Below are 17436 nucleotides of genomic sequence, written 5' to 3'. Positions count from 1 at the left end.
TGAATTTTGTGCCGGGTTTTTCTGTTTTTTAGATAATAATTCCCATTTTTGTATTGAATTTTTGGAAAAACGAGATGGATGAGATTTTAACAGCAGCACAGAAATTATTCGACGGTATTAAAAGACACTCCAATCTGACTCCGGAGTGCGAAGCTATGATTGCCTCCCGGCTGTCAAAGAGGATAATAAAGAGGAAACAATATTTTCTTCATGAGGGACAGATAGCCAAATCAGCGGCTTTTGTGATCAACGGTTGTCTCCGCTCCTTCTCGATAGATGAGAACGGCTTCGAGCATATCCTGCAGTTCGCTCCCCAAAACTGGTGGATAACTGATATGTACAGCTTCATTTCCGAAAAGGAAAGTTTCCTGAATATAAATGCACTCGAAGATTCCGAAGTGCTGATTCTCACCCGTCGCGATCAGATTGAACTCTTTGACAAAGTCCCCGCCCTCGAACGGTATTTCAGAATCATCACAGAAAACTCACTCGTAAACAGCCACCGCCGGCTCCTGGACAATCTTGCCCTCCCTGCAAAAGACAGGTACCTGAAGTTTTGTCAGATATACCCCACTCTCGTGAATACTCTCCCTCAAAAACAGATTGCACAATATCTTGGAATTACACCCGAATTTTTGAGCAAGGTAAGAAGTGAGGCCTTAAGGGGGAGGTAAAAAGAGTAACCTCATTCAACATACTCGTTAAGAATTTCCATCAGTTGGTAAACTGTTGTACATGACTCGCTACGGGAAGGAAGGGAAAGAATTTTGTCTTTATGAATTCTTGCTGCTCGACTGATTGCCAGATGAAGTCTCGGAACCCCACTTACTGGTTCAGAAGCTGACAACTCCCTGAAAAATGCTTCACTCACCTGCTTTTTACCGTCGATATTGTATTGTGCTTTTTCGTCTTTGATAAATCGGTTTATCCTGCTTTGGTAGTCATCCCGGTGGATTGATCCCCCTTGATGATCCTCAAAATGAAGAAGCAACCAATACTCGAATGACTGATTTGACCATGCAACCCCAAAACCGTTTTTTTCGGCTTTATCTATTGCCGTATCAAATAGATCGGAAGAAAAATCGTCCTTATCGAATACGCACCACTTCTGATCCGAAGCCCCGTCAAATTTTTCCGTCTTAATCCACCTGATTGCTTTTTCAACCAGCCCAAGGGTGTTGAGACCCAACCCGAGAGGTTTGATCTTAACTGTGGAAATCCGAAAAGAGTTGAAGTAATCCGGCTCAGTATTCTTCCCTTCACAAAAGATGTAAAACACCGGAATTTGTGACTTAAATGGTCTTCTGCGTTTTGTAAACTTAGGTTTTCCCATAACTCTTCTACACTGGTTGCACCTTATTTTGCTTTTTAAAATCTAGCTTGCTTTAATTCCAAATTTCCCCAAGTATGGCACCGCACCAAATCTGCCATCGAGATACCTTGCCTCAAGATTTTCCTCTTTTCTTGGTCCGTATTTGTAATCGGAAAGTGGCTCGACCGTTGCAACCCCCAATCCATCCTTTTTTGCGAACCAGATTTGATCCCGCCTTAGATTTCCCAGGGTGGCAGTATTATGAGAGTTAAAAATTAGCTGTGCGTTTTTGGGATTCTTTTCCTGGGAGTTAAATTCTTCAATTATTTTCTTAACAAGGTTGGGATGCAATTGGGTGTCGAGTTCATCAACCAATAGAATACCCCCCTTAATTAATGTATCCAAAATTGGACCGGCAAGAGCGATAAACTTTACAGTTCCTGCAGATTCTTCCGAGCGGGAAAATTCTACGACATCATAAGTTCCGTCATTTTTTAATCTTTTATGCTTTGTTTTTAATTCAATGACAGTTTTATCGGGAATCAGTTCCTGTACTTTATGAAATAACCGGGACACTTCTGCCACCCACACAGGCTGGCCTTCCATCGAATCGGGAAGCACTAATGAACCTTTCGATTTACTGAAAACGACATCCTCGATGCTAAAATCAGCGTTACGAATGAATTCAAGATGCCTGTCTCTGGTCGAAGTGTTGTAGTGATTTCCGTTCATGAACACCTCAAATCCGGATGAATCATTGCCGGGGAATGTACGAAGTCTGTCAAACCAGTCTCTGACCTCAAGAATCAGTTCATTTCCCGGTTGTTCATACTCGAAAGCCTTCGTCAGGTATAAATTCCATCCTTTAACCTGTTTGGCTTTTTGAATTATTTTACCTACCTTGAAATACAAAGAACTTGATTTTAACCCGGTCCCATCCCGGTGATATATTACAGTTTTACGGTTGGTAATCCATACATTCAACCATTCTTCAATAACTACATTGGTTCCGAGTACGATACCATATTCAAAAATCTTCTCATTCTGGAGAAATACGATTGTAAATGAGGTTGGACTCGAACCGGAGTGTTCGTCCAGTCGAAAACGGGGAATTTCCAGATGATCATTCCTGCTCGATCCTCCGGAAACAACAAAATGTCTCAACCATGTGAGAGCGTTGAGTAACTGAGACTTTCCCGATGCATTACTTCCATAAATAGCAGCAGTCTTTAAAAGCCTCAAATCATGATTCGGAATTTTTGCAACATTTTCTTCCTCAAAAGTCGTCTTGTCATAATTGGACGCAACCATCGAAAGAAGTATCTCGTCTCGAAAAGGACCAAAATTCTTAACTTTAAACTCAATTAACATGTTTTCACCGATGTTTTTGCATATTATCTGCAAATATCGCATTTAAAACATTAAAAACAAAATTTTATTTGTGATCTTAAAAGGGCACTATTAAACCCCGATCTTCCTGAATTTTATATACTCCCCAACCGGTAAAGGTCTCGCAAATATTGCCGGCATTCCTCCGGAATGAATGAAGATCACGGGTACTTCCCCGTTCAGTATACCGGCGCAGGCAAGCTCGAACAGCCCGTACATCGCTTTGCCTGTATATACCTGATCGAGAATCATTGCTTCGAGGTTTGCACAAACGGCACTTGCTTCCTGAGCTCCTTTGACCGGAACTGCATATTCTTCGTAATATTCGTCATAAATGTGGAGGTCTTGCTCTGCATATCTGTGATCAGCTCCAAGTAACCGGCAGCTTTCAGCCATCAATTCCCGGGTCCGTTTTTCAATAAATTTTTTGTCGTGTGAAACACTTATCCCGATGATTTTTGCTTGAGGCATGTACATCGCCGCACCAAGGGCGACTCCCGCGTACATGCCGCACGAGCTGACAGTAAGAACCACCTGAACGGGTTGGTCTCCGAACTGGTCTGCGATTTCTTTCATCGCTGCAACATACCCGATTGCTCCGAGCGGAGTGGATGCCCCCATTATGATCGTATATGGTTTCTTCCCCGAAGAAATGAGTTCGTCCGACCATTTGTACATTTCGCTGTTCAGTACATCTTCATCACAACTTCCGACTATATATCGGATATCCGCTCCATACAACGCATCCAAAAGGAGGTTGCCGTTCAGTTCATTTACATCATCGCCACCCAAAACGAGTTTGATATCAAGTCCTGTTTTCCGGCATGCGGCGGCAGTCATCCTCGCATGATTCGACTGGGTAGCTCCAACCGTAATAACGGTATCGCATCCCTTTTCGAGTGCCGCAGCAAGTTCAAATTCAAGTTTTCTAATCTTGTTTCCACCCAGTGCGAGACCCGTCATGTCGTCTCTCTTGATCAGGAGTGATTTTAAGCCAAGGTGTTTGGCAAGTGCGGGTGCGTTTTCAAGCGGGGTCGGAAGTGTCGCCAGACTTATCCGGGGGATATTTTCAAACATCTTTTATTCCATTTTAATTTGAAAATGACAAAAATAACGAAAAACGGCGATTCCCACCTCCGGAAACCCAAAAACACTTAATCTACATTAAGAGAATTTCATAATCCAGTTCATCGTTTCGCGGCTCCACATCACCGTAAGTTTGTACAGTTAATTTTTGAAAACAAGGAATTAAAATCATGGCAAGCTCAATTTTACACAAGTCAGCGACGCGGGGCCTAGCAAATCACGGATGGCTCGTTAGCCGCCACACTTTCAGTTTCGCAAACTACTATGACCCCGAAAGAATGAATTTCGGTACACTTCGTGTTCTTAATGATGATTTTGTTGCACCGGGCATGGGATTTGGTACACATCCGCACGACAACATGGAAATCATTTCCATTCCTTTGGAAGGCGATCTTGAACATAAAGACAGTATGGGAAACAGCACGGTAATAAAGCACGGTGATATACAGGTTATGAGTGCCGGCACAGGTATCAGGCACAGCGAATATAACAAGAACAAAGAGGTGCCGGTAAAATTTTTGCAGATCTGGGTTTTCCCGGACAAGAGAAATGTAACTCCAAGATATGATCAGATTACACTGAATGCAGAGGACAGGAAGAACCGTTTTCAGCAGATTCTCTCCCCGTCAGCAGATGATGAGGGTGTCTGGATACATCAAAACGCATGGTTCCACATGGCTGATCTCGAAAAAGGGACATCAACAGAGTATCAGATCAAAGGTGAAGGAAACGGGCTCTATGTTTTTGTTCTGAGCGGCGATGTTAAGGTAGATGGACAGCCCCTTGCAAGCAGAGATGGTTTTGGCTTGTGGGATACAAAAACAGTAAATTTTGCAGCAGATTCAAATACTTCCCTCCTCCTGATGGAAGTTCCAATGACAGTTTAATTATTAAAAACAAACAATAAAAAACCGGAGAAAAATACAATGGCAAAGTCAACATGGTCAATCGACCCGACACATTCCGAAATCGGATTTAAAGTAAAACACATGATGTTCACAAATGTTTCAGGAAAATTTAATTCCTTCGAAGCTGCAATTGAGAACGAAGACGACAAATTTGAAACTTCTAAAATCTCTTTCAGTGCAGATGTCAATTCCATCAACACTAACAATACTGACAGAGACAATCACCTCAGAAGTGCTGACTTCTTCGATGTGGAAAAATTCGCAAAACTTTCATTCGTATCCACTGACATCGTAAAAGTTGACGAAAACAACTTCAAGGTATCAGGCGACTTCACAATTAAAGATGTAACAAAGAAGATCACACTTGATGCTGAATACAGCGGATTGATGAAAGATCCATGGGGAAACACCAAAGCCGGATTCGCTCTTGAAGGAAAAATCAACAGAAAAGATTTCGGTCTTACATGGAATGCAGCTCTTGAGACCGGTGGAGTACTGGTAGGCGAAGATGTGAAACTGCTTATCGAAGTGCAGCTCGTTAAAAGCTAAATATTTCTTCGGGAATACCCAAAAAGCTGCTCTCTTAATTGAGTGCAGCTTTTTTTATACTCTCTTCCTCAAAAAGATCGGGAACAACCACCACACAAAAATAATGAGCAACGCAACAAATGCGGTAACAAAAACACTCGCTGTTGTCTCCATTACCTGCCAAACAACGAGCTGTGTCACGAGAATAAGTGCGAATGAGAGGAACAGAAGTCCCGTTAGTATCATTCGTGTCGCAAATAATTTGAATGTCATTCGATGGATAAGTGGTCTTATGAGGCGGTGATGAGCTGCCGGGGCGCTGAAGAATACCAGACTGGCAACGGAACACATGAATGTTGCAATGAAAACCCATTTCTCGAAATCATGGATATTTTCAAAACTTTGGTTGAAAGGGAGAACTATAAGAAATGCGGTTAATACCTGGGCACCCTGCAAAAGTATCCTGAGCTCTTGCAGCATATCATTGAGACTGTGCCCTGACTGAGCTTCATTTTCTTCCTGAGGTGTCAGCTTTCTGTCATTTGTTTCTATTTCATTCATTTATTTTTCCTGATTAAACAGCGAAAAATAATCACTTCCATACAAATCACACCATGATGATTTTCATCCCGCTTTCTTTTAATTGGAACGGGAAATCAGACACGATTTAATTCGACCACGGAAGATTTATATAGAGCTTCCCAAGACTTGTGAGTTCACCCGGAGTCGGATTAAACAGATAGGTATATTTGTTGTCAGGGAGTCCGCCCCTGCCGATAAACCACGCATATCGAAATACATCACTTCTGCTTTCACAGATAGCTACCATCTGTCGCATCTGCTCTGCCTGTTTGTCGTAGGAGTTGATGTTGGCGTTCCAGTTGGCAAGTTCTGTTATCCAGATCTGTTTGTTGTATTTCTTCAACCTGTCGAGTTGTGCGGCAAGGCCGTAGTCATACCAGTGAAAAGCGAGGTAATCGATGCGGGGAACCTTGCCCGGGTTGGCAATTTTATATGCAGCATAAAAAGCATCGAGCCACACAACGGGATCGGAATAACCTGTCATTGTCCCCCAGTTCATTGCGGGTCCGACGAGAGATATCGTTCTCCCCTGAGCTTCAAGGTCTGCTGCAACCTGTTCATACTTTAGCCAGTCAACCGCCGCCTGCTGAGGTGTTCTGTTTGCCTGATCAGTGAGATTTGGTTCATTCATCACGAGAATATATTTCACTTCGGGGTGGCTGAGCACAAAGTTTTTAATCGCCAGAATCTCGTTGTTGCTTGGGGTGCCGCCCCAAATCATCGGAATAAATTCCATTTTGTATGTGGAATTGTAGCCTGATGGTGCTGTAGTCGTGTAAAACCAGTTGTACCACCATGAAACACCGCCTTTTAGAGCTTCAAGGTCTGCAGCGTTCGTGAGATTATAAGCAATCCCCCGTTTCGGGCTTTTGGTAATCGTCACAGGTGGTGGATCTCCGCCGGTTGAAACTGCATCCTGTTTGCATCCAAACAATATCATTATCAACGAGACTGCAATAAAAATCTTAACTGTGTTTTTCATATAATACATCTCAAAAAATAAATATACGCGCTATTTTAAAAGTACAATCTTTCGAACGGAGACAAAACTTCCCGATTCCATTTTGACAAAATAAACTCCGCTTGAAAATTCCTTTGCATCGAAGACAACCGAATGAAATCCTGAATTCATCTCTTTGTTCACAAGCGTCTCAACTTTTTCACCAAGTGAGTTGTAAACGGCAAGTTTAACAAGTCCCGACTCAGGAAGTGAGAAACGAATCGAAGTTGAAGGATTAAACGGATTCGGATAATTTTGTTCAAGTGCAAATTCAACGGGCTGATTTCCTTCCGTGGCAATATCTGTAAGATCCCGTTTCACATTGATGTAGTTCAGGTTGAATTCGGGTCCCTCGACTTCAAATCTCATGATATGAACGCCGGCTTCAAGTCTTATTCCGGTTGAGACCACATCAGTCCAGAACTGCCATCCTCCCGTGACGGGGACATTCTTCTTTCCCGTAACATTAACACCGTCGATTGAGATATGATAACTTCCACCGCCCGGAACCGAAGCAACACGAGTCGATAATTCATAGTATCCTGTTTCGCTCACATTGATGGTATATTCCATCCACTCTCCCGTAACAATCCAACCGACATCGTATCCACCGCCGACATCTCCGCAGCCTTCGATATCGACACCTTCATTAGCACGGAAAGGAACTCCCTTGTTTTGCGGATCACTGTCATGATATGCGACACCTTCACCACCAAGATCGTACTCTTCTGCCTGAACAACTGCTGGAACGGTTTTGGGAGTACCTGCGTATGGTGTGCCATTCCCGTCAACCGTAATTACGATTTCACCTCTGCCAATAAGGTTCAGATTGTTTTTAACAGTCAGAACCGCCGTGTAAACACCCGGATACCTGTAGAGATGAGTGGTGTCAGCACTGAAAGCCTGGGTTGTATCACCAAAATCCCAGTGATACGAAGTGATGGTTCCATTTCTGTCAAAACTGTTGCTCCCTTTGAACTTGACAGTAAGAGGAGCTTTCCCCTTTGAAATATCTGAAATTGGAACCGCAACAGGGAGGCCGGCTCCCGAAGTGTCGCTGTTAAAAGAGTGCATCGAACGGGCAGGAACAGGCATCGAATAGCCGTCTGAGAAATTTACCACAACCGGATTGTTGCCAGGGTTATAAGCGACATAAGTCTTTTTCTGATTGTTTGCCGTGAAAACCGCATAAGTCGGAATGTCTGCCGTCACCGTTATATTCAGTCTACCGATTCTCCTGAGATTGCCAAGCCAGTGATAAGTATGAGCTTTTGTCTCACCGTCGAACGCTTCATAATTTGGATCAGCGTAAAACTCGTTCATCGCAAATTGCGGGTCGGCGAAAGCATACCACTGCCAGATTACATCTTTCCACTTACGGGGTTTGCTGCCGATTTCATTCACCATTTCAGCGTAATTCAATCCTATATACTCGGGATTCCTTCCATGGTAAAGTGAACCACCTGTCATTGGCAGGAAATTTATTCCGTGAATAAATTCAGGATCAGCACCAAACCATGTCGAGTGAACTCCCTTTCCTCCCCAAACCATCCCGAGAGCTTTTCTCGGATATGCGGCAGGAAATGTAGCATCGTTTATGTCAAAGAAATATTGCTCGATTGCTGATCTTTCATTCGCATAGAGATAGATACCAAGATCACGAATCGTGTCATTATGAGTTGCCGCGCCCCAGAGAGCCACCCCGGTTGCAAAATTCATTGACTCGGAGCTTGATTCCTCGTTGTTACCGTCTCCAAAATCACCATGACCGGCTTCCCACGAGTGACCCTCATACGGATCAAAACTTCTCAGGAAGGGGAATCGCCTGTCATTTCTGTCCCAGTTCACGCAATCCTTGATCAGGAGGTTGATCATCCCTCCCCATTGTGATTCAAGAGCCCATTGGGGGTCATACTGTGCAACCGTAGCCGCAGCTATGATCAGATAGCCATAATGAAAGTTATGATCGTTAAGCTGGTTGTCAGCCCCGTATCCCGAGGGGTATGCAGAAATGGTGTTCCAGTTTGCGATATACGACATCTCATGCCCGCCACCGACGGTAAGCCATGCTTCGAGTCTGGTTTTAATTTGCTGAAGAAAATGATCACGGGCAGCGGTCTTACCGAGCTGATCTGCTATGTGTACCACATTTGCGAATCTGGCAATTGCCTTGCCGTTTTCATAAATCGGACCTGCGGGGAGCGTTTCGCGGGCAACCGTATCAATATATGCCGCCAGGATCGAAGGATTATAAATTCCCTCATTTGGTAGTGCCGGCAGGATTCCGTTAAAATCGTGAGTTGTTGAAAATGTACTGCCGTCAAATATTCTCATTTGTCCGCGGACCGAAACATAGGAATAGCTTGTGAGTGGTGCGGTTGTATTCAGCCACTGGTGCCTGAAGAGTGCTGTCAGGGTACTGTTCAGATTTCCGGCACTGCTGTCTTTAAGGACTGTTTGAAGTGTAAAATTTGAGATCACTTTTGCATTTTGCTTGTCGTAGGTCCAGGAGACGGTACTTCCCGTAACAAATGCGTAGGCTCTTTTTCTGTAAAACTCAAGAGTTGCAGGGGAGTTGTCGGGTAAAACCGCAACAGAAAGGAAATCCTTCCCGTTAAGGTTTGAAACGAGTGTTGTGGTGCCTGTCCAGACCGAACCGGCAGGAGCAAATATCCCATAATGTCTGCCTGCGACCGTCAGACCAACCACTCCGTTTGAATTCGACCATATTACCGGGTTCTCAGTACACACTACTTTCGCATTTCCACCTGTCATGGTAAAGAATGCGTAAGGCAGACCATGCCCGATTGTCGATTTCATCGATCTGACCCCATCATTCCATGAAGCTGTCACGGTCCAGTCACCATAACTGTCAACGAGGGTTCTTGATGCCGCAAGTCCCTCGACTCCAACTGTAAGCTGTTGTTGATACGGATAGAGATAATCTGCAGCAGCGTAAACAGGATTCAGAGTGTAACCCATCCCAAGACCGTCACTTCCCGCTTTAACAACCAATGGGAGAACATACATCGTATTTGAATGCTGACTGCCATAGAAGGGGAAAATCAGGCTGCTCCACCAGTCATTGGTTTGAACAGGCTGATTGAAATTTGAAGAAACTTTTGGAACCACAGGAGAGCCCTGGGAAGAGGATGGACCAACCGCTCCGGAAGGGAGGACGGTGCTGTAACTTCCGTTGCCAACCTGGACGGACTGACTGTAGATGATTTCACCCTGACATACAAGGAGCACAACCATGAATAAAAAAGATCTGAATTGTGATTTTTTCAGACTCATAATGACTCCTTTTTCAGGCGAGTTTAAAGTTATTATAATTGATTACCTGAGTACTTCCAAGAACCTCGGTACTTCAGAACCCCGGAACCTCGGTATCTCCGAAGTTCTGAGGTTCCGAATCTCTGAGGTTCTACTTGAGCAGTACCATCTTTTTGGTGGAAACGAAGTTACCCGTTTCCATTTTGCAAAGATATATTCCACCTGCAAGGTCTTTTGCTTCGAATGAAACGGAATATTCACCGGCATTCAAGTTGTCATTTACAAGTGTTGCCACTTTTTCACCGAGTGTGTTGAAGACACTGATGTTAACAAATCCGTCCGAAGGAATGGAGTATTTAACCACAGTGGAAGGGTTAAACGGATTTGGATGATTCTGGCTCAATGAAAATTCAGCAGGAAGAGCCTTTTCGTCCTCAACATCAGTAGAAACAAGAGTAAAATCGATGTTGCTAAGATTGAATCCACCCGTGTAAAATCTGATCATGAATTTTCTGACTCCGGCAGTGAGATTCACATTTTCGAGTGTAACATTCTGCCAGCTCTGCCAGCCACCTGTTGCGGGAACATTGAGAAAATTGCCGAGTCCCTGTCCATCCATAAGGAGGAAGATGCTTCCGCCACCGTTTTGCGAAGCAACATTCAGTGAGATGTTATAAACACCACTTTGCTGAATTTTCACGGTGTAAGTAAGCCATTCGTTATTGTCAATCCAGCCGACATCATACCCGTTTGAGGAAAAATCGCTGCATTTTTCAATATCCACACCGTCATTTCGGTATTCATAACCTGAGTTGTAAGCTGTTCCGTTGTTGGTATTTTGATAAGCTGCATCTGAATATGCCACTCCATGTTTTCCCATGTCATAATCGGGTGCATATATTGTCCCGGGGATAAGATTTTCAGCATAAGGAGTAGTGGAATTCGAGAAGGGCTGTTTCAGGAGTGAGTGGATATAATCCTTGTTGTATGTGCAAAGTTCGAGCTTTAAGGCATTTGCCTGGGCACTAAGGGCACTTTGCGCATACGAAGCTGAAGGTCTGGGACCACTTCCACCCCAATAATTTAATAAAGTCTGATACAGTGGCGAAAGAGTAACCGAGAGGGGACCCACAGCGGATTTAATCTTCTTGTGGGGCCAGGTAGCCCAGCCGATGTTATTGTTTTTCATCAGTTCTGCCATGTCGGTTAGCCACTGATTTGAATTTTCACCTGTTTCACCAAGCCAAAGAGGTCTGTTTGTACTGTTTCTCATGTCGAGCAGATACTGAATTGAACCGGTATTGTTGGTATTCCAGTATTTGTGGAAACTGTAAACCATGTTGGCATCCCAGGGCGGGGTAAGTCCCGTAAAATTGGTTGCAAACCAGTTACCTTCGATATAGATAATGTGGTTGGTATCGACCGCTCTAATTGTATCCGTCAAGCGAATATAAATATCGCGAAGAGGCTGATTGTTGGCTCCGAGATCCCATTTGGGTTCGTTCAGAAGGTCATAACCGCCAATCCATTGTTTGTCTTTATATCTTTCAGCAATTTTTCGCCAGATTTTCACAGTCAGGTCTCTGTTCTGGGCACTTTGCCACAGGGACGGTAGTGCAGAGTTGTAGTCACTGATGGGCTCGTCGCTCTGCCCCCCCGGTGCTGCATGCATGTCGAGAATCAGGTAAATCTGATTTTCTTCACACCATGAGAGAAGGGAATCTACTATGTCAAACCCTTTAGTCAGAAACTGTGGCGGATTTGTATTCGTGGCAAACAGATTGTAGTGAAACGGCAACCTGATGGAATTGTAACCCCATGCTTTGATGGAATCAATGTCAATTTTTCTGACATAATTCTTTCTCCAGGTTTCATAAAACTGCTCAGTATTTGTTTCACCGATAAGATCAACTATTTTAGCTCTAATCTGCCATTGTGCATTGGCAAAAGCAGAGGTGTGGAGCATGTAACCTTCCTGCAGAAGCCAGCCACCGAGACCGACACCCTTAAGAAAGACTTCCTGTCCGTTACCATTAACAATTGTTTTTCCGCTTACTTTAAGAAACCCCTGGGCAGAGGGAGTAGCCGTTAACATCAAACAGAAGACTGCCCCGGGGAACAACATCAACAAAGATTTCATTTTAAAACTCTTTCGGAGATAACTCCTTATTTTAGTGTAAACTTCGCCTGAAGATCGTGAACTGTTACCATAAAATCACCTTTTTCGACAATTCTTTTGTTCTGAATGCCGATAAATGAAAGATGATCTTTGTTAATTACGAATGATACAGTTTTTGTTTCACCTGGTGAAAGTTCAACTTTTTCGAATCCCTTCAATTGTTTGTTGGGTCTGCTTACCGTACCAAACATGTCAGTCAGATAGAGCTGTACCACTTCCTTACCTTTTTTATCACCTGTGTTCTTAATATCAACGGTAACTTTGATTTCACCGTTTTCGGTCATTTCAGAGTCGTTAAGTTTCAAATTCGAGTATGCGAATTTTGTATAGCTAAGACCATGTCCGAAGGGGAAAAGAGGATCATATTTATTTCCGTCAAAGAACTCAATCGGTTTGTAGTCGTAGAGTGTAATACCATTTGGTGATTTTGGATAGGTTATCGGAAGTTTTCCACTTGGGTTTACATTACCGTAAAGGATATCGGAGATGGCTACACCGCCCTGCATACCGGGGAGAAAAGAAACTACAATTCCGTCAACTTTATCAGCAATCTCGGTTATTACTCTCGGTCTTCCTTCGAGCATTACAAGGACGACAGGTTTTCCGGTGGCAATAATCTTTTTGGCATAATCAAGTTGTGCTTTTGGAAGTGTAAGGTCTGTGATGTTTCCGGGTGTTTCGCAGTAAGCCGATTCACCGAGACAAAGAACCACGACATCGGATTCCTTTGCCAGCTTAACAGCGTTATCAACATCGAGCATCTTATCGAAAGAGCATCCTTCGTTAAAGATTATTTTCTTGGAAGAAACCTCGGAGACCATTGCTTCAACAACAGTTTTTTTGTCCATCTGCATGAGTGATTCTTCGTTCCCCTGCCATGTGATTGTCCAGCCGCCGTTAAGTGCGGATCTCAAGTTGGAAGTGGGACCTGTAACAAACACTTTTTTATCTTTTTTAAGAGGCAAGATGTTTTTGTCGTTCTTTAACAGTACTACTGATTCATGAGCGGCATCAAGATTTGCCTGTGTATTTTCCTTGGTTGCGAATTTTGAGAGGTATGTTTTGTCAGGGTAAGGATTCTCGAAAAGTCCGATTTTCATTTTTACATAAAGAATTCTGCTTACTGCCTCGTCGATTCTCGACATTGGTACCTTGCCATCTTTTGCAAGTTCGAGCAACAATTCATAAAAGCTAAGGTCATTGGGCACCATGCTCATATCGACACCTGCCATAACAGCCATGCGAACAGCTTCCTTTGGTGAATCTGCTACTTTGTCACGGGTGAAAAGTCTTTTGATGTCTTCCCAGTCGGAAACCACAAATCCCTGAAAATTCATCTCGCCACGAAGTACTTCTGTAAGAAGATGATAGTTTGCGTGACCGGGTATTCCGTCAACTTCAGCAGAGTTGACCATTACTGTAAGTGAGCCTGCTTTCACACCAGCCTCGAACGGAGGGAGGAAATATTCCCTGAGCATTCTCTCGGAAATCCATGCGGGAGTTCTGTCCAAACCGTTAATGGGGAAACTGTATCCGACATAATGTTTCAGACATGTTGTAAATCTGTTTTTGGGAATTAAGTTGTTTTCCTGCGAGGCTTTTATGTAATTAAACCCCATCTCTGATGCGAGGTAAACATCTTCACCGTAGGTTTCCCAGAGTCTTGGCCAAAGGTGCTGTCTGCCGAGATCGAGCACGGGATTGAAATTCCAGGGAATGCCGGAAGCATAGGTTTCAAGTGCGGTTATCTCACCTGCTTTTTTTGCTATTTCCCTGTTAAATGTGGACGCCATCGCCAAAGCCTGCGGGAAGAGAGTGGAATTTACCGTGTATGTGGCGCCATGAATTGCATCAATACCATAAATTACAGGGATGTTCAGTCTGGTCTTTTTTGTGGCAATATCCTGAATTTTTGTTATAACTTCGTGCCAGTAATCAATCTCATGAGCTTTATCGTAAACATTGAGAATGGAGCCGACATGATATTTTACAATCACTTCTTCAAGTTTTTGCAGATCAAGTTCGTGATGCTGGTCCTTGTTTCCTTGTTTTTTGGAAACTGCCTGAATTGTAAGTTGTGTCATCTGACCAACTTTTTCTTCAAGGGTCATTTTACCGACAAGCTTTTGAACTTCATCTTTAATTTCCTTGTCAGTCTTCTGGGCGAAGAGAACAACCGGAAGAAAAGTCAGAAGGAATAATGCTATAATTGACAGTCTGAGAGTTTTCATGGTATTTGCTGTTTTTTGTTGTATATGATAAATTTGTTTTAACCGTTTAGTTTAAGAGAACAAGCTTTCTGGTTTCAAATGACGAAGGGGTGGCAAGAGAAAAAAAATAGATGCCACTGGCCGTCAACTCCTTCCTCCCGAGGGGGAAAGAATGTGATCCTTCTTCCAGCCAGCCAAGCTCCCTTTTTACTATCTGCTGCCCCATGGAATTATGGAGTGAAAATGTAAAAAAGCCTGGTTTGTTCACAGAAAAGGAGATAACCGTTTGTCCGTTGAAAGGATTGGGGTAGTTCTGATTGAGTATGAATGATTCAGGTACATCAGTCGAACCCTCTTCGATACCGGAAGCCAGTTTCTCTATTACAATTCCGTTGATCAGAGGTTTATCCAGATGTGTTACGAAATGGAGGTCAATTTTGCCATCGTTAACTGCGATGTTGTTGAACTCTTTAATCAATGCAGTGTTTGCCCCGACTTCTGAAAAAATGTCGAGCTGATTGATAACTCTACTGTTTTCGAGAAACACACTGAAGATTCGTTTGCCCGCCTGTGTAAAATAGTTCTCAGCAAACATCAGTTTTACTTTGTAATTTCCGTTTGGAACTCTTACAGTGTAGGTGGCAAGTCCATACTTTTCACTTCTGAAAATTTCGTCCTCATCTGTTCCGTTAATCTGTAGTCCTGCTGAAAATGACCCGTTCGAGCCATCGAGTGAACCGTAATCCGTAGTATAACCATAGTCACTTTCGGGGAGGTACCCGAGTTGCGCAGTGCCGCCGCAATTAATTTTAACGGGCCAGCTCCAGTTTCTTTCGAGGATGATCGAGATTGCTCTCGCAGCAATTGTGTTATTGAACCGGTCTTTTACATTCAGTACGATAAGGTTTCTTGCCGAAGTGAAGTCCCATCCGTCCACTGTCAGTTCCACGCTTTTCAACCCGGTAAGGATTCTGGCAGAAGTTACTGTTGAGCCGGGGATGTTAAAGTTACCGGGTGTCTGAGCCGATGTTGAATCAAGCTCTTCGGAAAAATAAGCGATCACTTTGTTGTTGGTTACTCTTGCAGAAAGAAATACAGGTGACTTAACATCGGTATATCCGAGGTTGACGGCGTCTGTAAGGCAGAGAATCAACTTCGAATTGGTAATAACCGCGTTGGAAGCAACAAAATCACAGCCATTACCATTAAATGTGTGGGTTCCTTTTTCCCATCTTGCCGTATTCCAGTAGTCGAATTCATCAGACCATGAGAGAGAAAAATTGTTCCCTGTTCCATAGTTACCCGATCCGGGTGTATATGTGTAATACTTCACCCAGTCATAGTATGCAAAAGCAGGAAGAGCATTGGGATCGAACACACCCGCCCAATTGGTGTATGTAGGATTCCAGATGTTCATCATCAGCTTCTGAGCTTTATTGAGTGTCTGTATGTGTGCAGCTGTTTGTCTGTAAACTTCGACACCGTCGACAAACCATGCTACATAGTTTGGAGTCCATTCAAATCCGTAGGTATGAAAATCAGCACTTGGGAGGAAATTCAAGGGGTAATGACTCTCATGATTCACCTGATTTGGGGTAATGGCATTGAACTGGATATCATTTTCATATCTTCCGAGAATTTCGATATCGATCTCGTTCCAGTCCTGGATACCTGTGCTAAACTCGTGATAAGTAAAGAATGAAGAAAGCATTCCTTCGCGGGCGGCTGATTTCAACGAAACCTCGAACCTCCCGTAAAGGTATGTCTGCTTTGTTCTGAACTCGGCACCTTTGTAGTCCTTTGCGGCGAGATATCCTGTGAGCAGAATGGTAATAGTAACAAGTAGAAGCAGTTTCTTGGTCATGTTTTTATTTTCTTTTGTGAGAAACAAACCGGCTCCCGCATCGATGGAAGCAGGAGCCGGTTAAATAATTAGAATGTTACGGACATTGTAAATTTCTGAATATTGGAGAACCTTCCAAAATCCTGGTAGGCATAATCAAATATTACAGAAACATTGTTCATAAGATGCTGTTTGATACCAAATCCTGCGGTAAATCTTTCTTCTGAATCCTGAAGAAAAGCTGATTTGTAGCCGCCACGGATAAACAGGAATTTGTTGAAGCAATATTCAGCTCCGATGTTCAGACTTTCATAGTCATCACTCGGGTGGGTTGCATCAACAGCCAGGATAAGGTTGTGCATTTCAGATTTCACGGGTGCATACATTACACCAACTCTGAAATTCAGAGGCAGTGACCATGCACCTGTTTCAAGATATGCAGGAATCTTTCCGTTGTTTCCTGTACTTCCCGGATCGAGATCGTGAAGTACGAGATTTGAGTTTCCGAGCAACTGAACTTTCGTTCCGAAGTTTGAAATTGACATTGCAAGCACTGCATCGTCAAACGGTGTAACATACTGCACACCCATGTCGATTGCAAAAGCGGTTGCACTCATCTTCCAGATGCTTTGATAGATGAATTTCGGGTTAAAACCGATCGAGAACTTGTCCGTAAGTCTGATAGCATAAGCAAGGCTTATTGCCACATCACTTGCGGTAAAGGTTTCTCCCGTTCCACCGGGATAATCGATTGTTGTTACCTTCATTTCACCAACATTTGAACTGAGAAAACTAAAACCAATCGTTCCCATGTCACCGAGGTTATAGCTGGCGGCAAGGAAATTGTATTTTATATCCGCAATCCATGATGTGTGATCGAACATCATCTGAAAGCCGTCTGCCTTTGTAAGACCTGCAGGGTTCCAGTAGATGGAGCTTACATCGTTTGAAGCACCCGAAAAGGCACTTCCCATCGCAACCGATCTTGCACCCTGACCTATGGAGAGGAAAGGGGCTGCGGTTGTTCCGCGTTTGGAGACATCAGACTTGAAACCTTGGGCAAATGCCACATTTGCGGAAATAGCAATTAACATTATGATAAATATCTTCTTTTTCATTTCAA

Annotated in this window: 13 protein-coding genes; 3 read left to right on the top strand and 10 right to left on the bottom strand. The window is 43.5% G+C overall.

Annotation, left to right across the window (positions count from 1 at the left end; genetic code table 11):
• The first annotated feature begins 74 nt into the window (after positions 1–74).
• Positions 75–674: a Crp/Fnr family transcriptional regulator gene (locus tag J0L60_03710; protein ID MBN8545219.1), complete on the top strand. Its 600-nt coding sequence runs from the start codon at positions 75–77 to the stop codon at positions 672–674.
• An 11-nt stretch (positions 675–685) separates the two neighbouring features.
• Here the strand turns inward: J0L60_03710 and J0L60_03705 are convergent, their stop codons facing one another.
• The 3 genes from J0L60_03705 to J0L60_03695 all read right to left on the bottom strand — a co-directional run bounded on the left by J0L60_03705 (position 686) and on the right by J0L60_03695 (position 3778).
• The gene (locus J0L60_03705; protein ID MBN8545218.1) at positions 686–1333 is read right to left on the bottom strand and encodes an RloB domain-containing protein; all 648 of its coding nucleotides are present in this window, start codon (positions 1331–1333) and stop codon (positions 686–688) included.
• 42 nt (positions 1334–1375) lie between these two features.
• Positions 1376–2683 (bottom strand): ATP-binding protein, encoded by a 1308-nt coding sequence (locus J0L60_03700; protein MBN8545217.1) that lies wholly within the window; start codon positions 2681–2683, stop codon positions 1376–1378.
• A gap of 90 nt (positions 2684–2773) precedes the next feature.
• Positions 2774–3778, bottom strand: a complete 1005-nt coding sequence (locus J0L60_03695; GenBank protein MBN8545216.1) for a D-cysteine desulfhydrase family protein — start codon at positions 3776–3778, stop codon at positions 2774–2776.
• 179 nt (positions 3779–3957) lie between these two features.
• Between J0L60_03695 and J0L60_03690 the strand changes: the two genes are divergently transcribed.
• Both J0L60_03690 and J0L60_03685 read left to right on the top strand, forming a co-directional pair.
• Complete coding sequence (locus J0L60_03690; GenBank protein ID MBN8545215.1) at positions 3958–4674, top strand: pirin family protein; 717 nt, start codon at positions 3958–3960, stop codon at positions 4672–4674.
• A gap of 39 nt (positions 4675–4713) precedes the next feature.
• Positions 4714–5244, top strand: a complete 531-nt coding sequence (locus J0L60_03685) for a YceI family protein (protein ID MBN8545214.1) — start codon at positions 4714–4716, stop codon at positions 5242–5244.
• Positions 5245–5298: 54 nt separating this feature from the next.
• On the opposite strand, the gene J0L60_03680 is transcribed toward J0L60_03685, so the two are convergent.
• The 7 genes from J0L60_03680 to J0L60_03650 all read right to left on the bottom strand — a co-directional run bounded on the left by J0L60_03680 (position 5299) and on the right by J0L60_03650 (position 17431).
• Entirely contained in the window at positions 5299–5703 is a 405-nt protein-coding gene (locus J0L60_03680; protein ID MBN8545213.1) for a hypothetical protein, read from the bottom strand.
• Positions 5704–5890: 187 nt separating this feature from the next.
• Positions 5891–6796, bottom strand: a complete 906-nt coding sequence (locus J0L60_03675; GenBank protein MBN8545212.1) for a hypothetical protein — start codon at positions 6794–6796, stop codon at positions 5891–5893.
• A gap of 21 nt (positions 6797–6817) precedes the next feature.
• Positions 6818–10102 carry a carbohydrate-binding protein gene (locus tag J0L60_03670; GenBank protein MBN8545211.1) on the bottom strand — a complete coding sequence of 1095 codons (3285 nt, stop codon included), beginning with the start codon at positions 10100–10102 and terminating at the stop codon, positions 6818–6820.
• A gap of 130 nt (positions 10103–10232) precedes the next feature.
• Positions 10233–12221 (bottom strand): cellulase family glycosylhydrolase, encoded by a 1989-nt coding sequence (locus J0L60_03665; protein MBN8545210.1) that lies wholly within the window; start codon positions 12219–12221, stop codon positions 10233–10235.
• Positions 12222–12247: 26 nt separating this feature from the next.
• Positions 12248–14491: a glycoside hydrolase family 3 C-terminal domain-containing protein gene (locus J0L60_03660; GenBank protein ID MBN8545209.1), complete on the bottom strand. Its 2244-nt coding sequence runs from the start codon at positions 14489–14491 to the stop codon at positions 12248–12250.
• A 46-nt stretch (positions 14492–14537) separates the two neighbouring features.
• Complete coding sequence (locus J0L60_03655) at positions 14538–16334, bottom strand: family 16 glycosylhydrolase (GenBank protein MBN8545208.1); 1797 nt, start codon at positions 16332–16334, stop codon at positions 14538–14540.
• A gap of 68 nt (positions 16335–16402) precedes the next feature.
• Positions 16403–17431, bottom strand: coding sequence for a PorV/PorQ family protein (locus tag J0L60_03650; protein MBN8545207.1), 1029 nt, complete (start codon positions 17429–17431; stop codon positions 16403–16405).
• Between the last annotated feature and the right edge of the window lie 5 nt (positions 17432–17436).

It is taken from the genome of Ignavibacteria bacterium, from assembly GCA_017302895.1.
Lineage (GTDB): Bacteria > Bacteroidota > Ignavibacteria > Ignavibacteriales > Ignavibacteriaceae > UTCHB3.
Note: the sequence above shows the minus strand (reverse complement) of the source record. Positions and strands in the feature narration are given on the sequence as shown.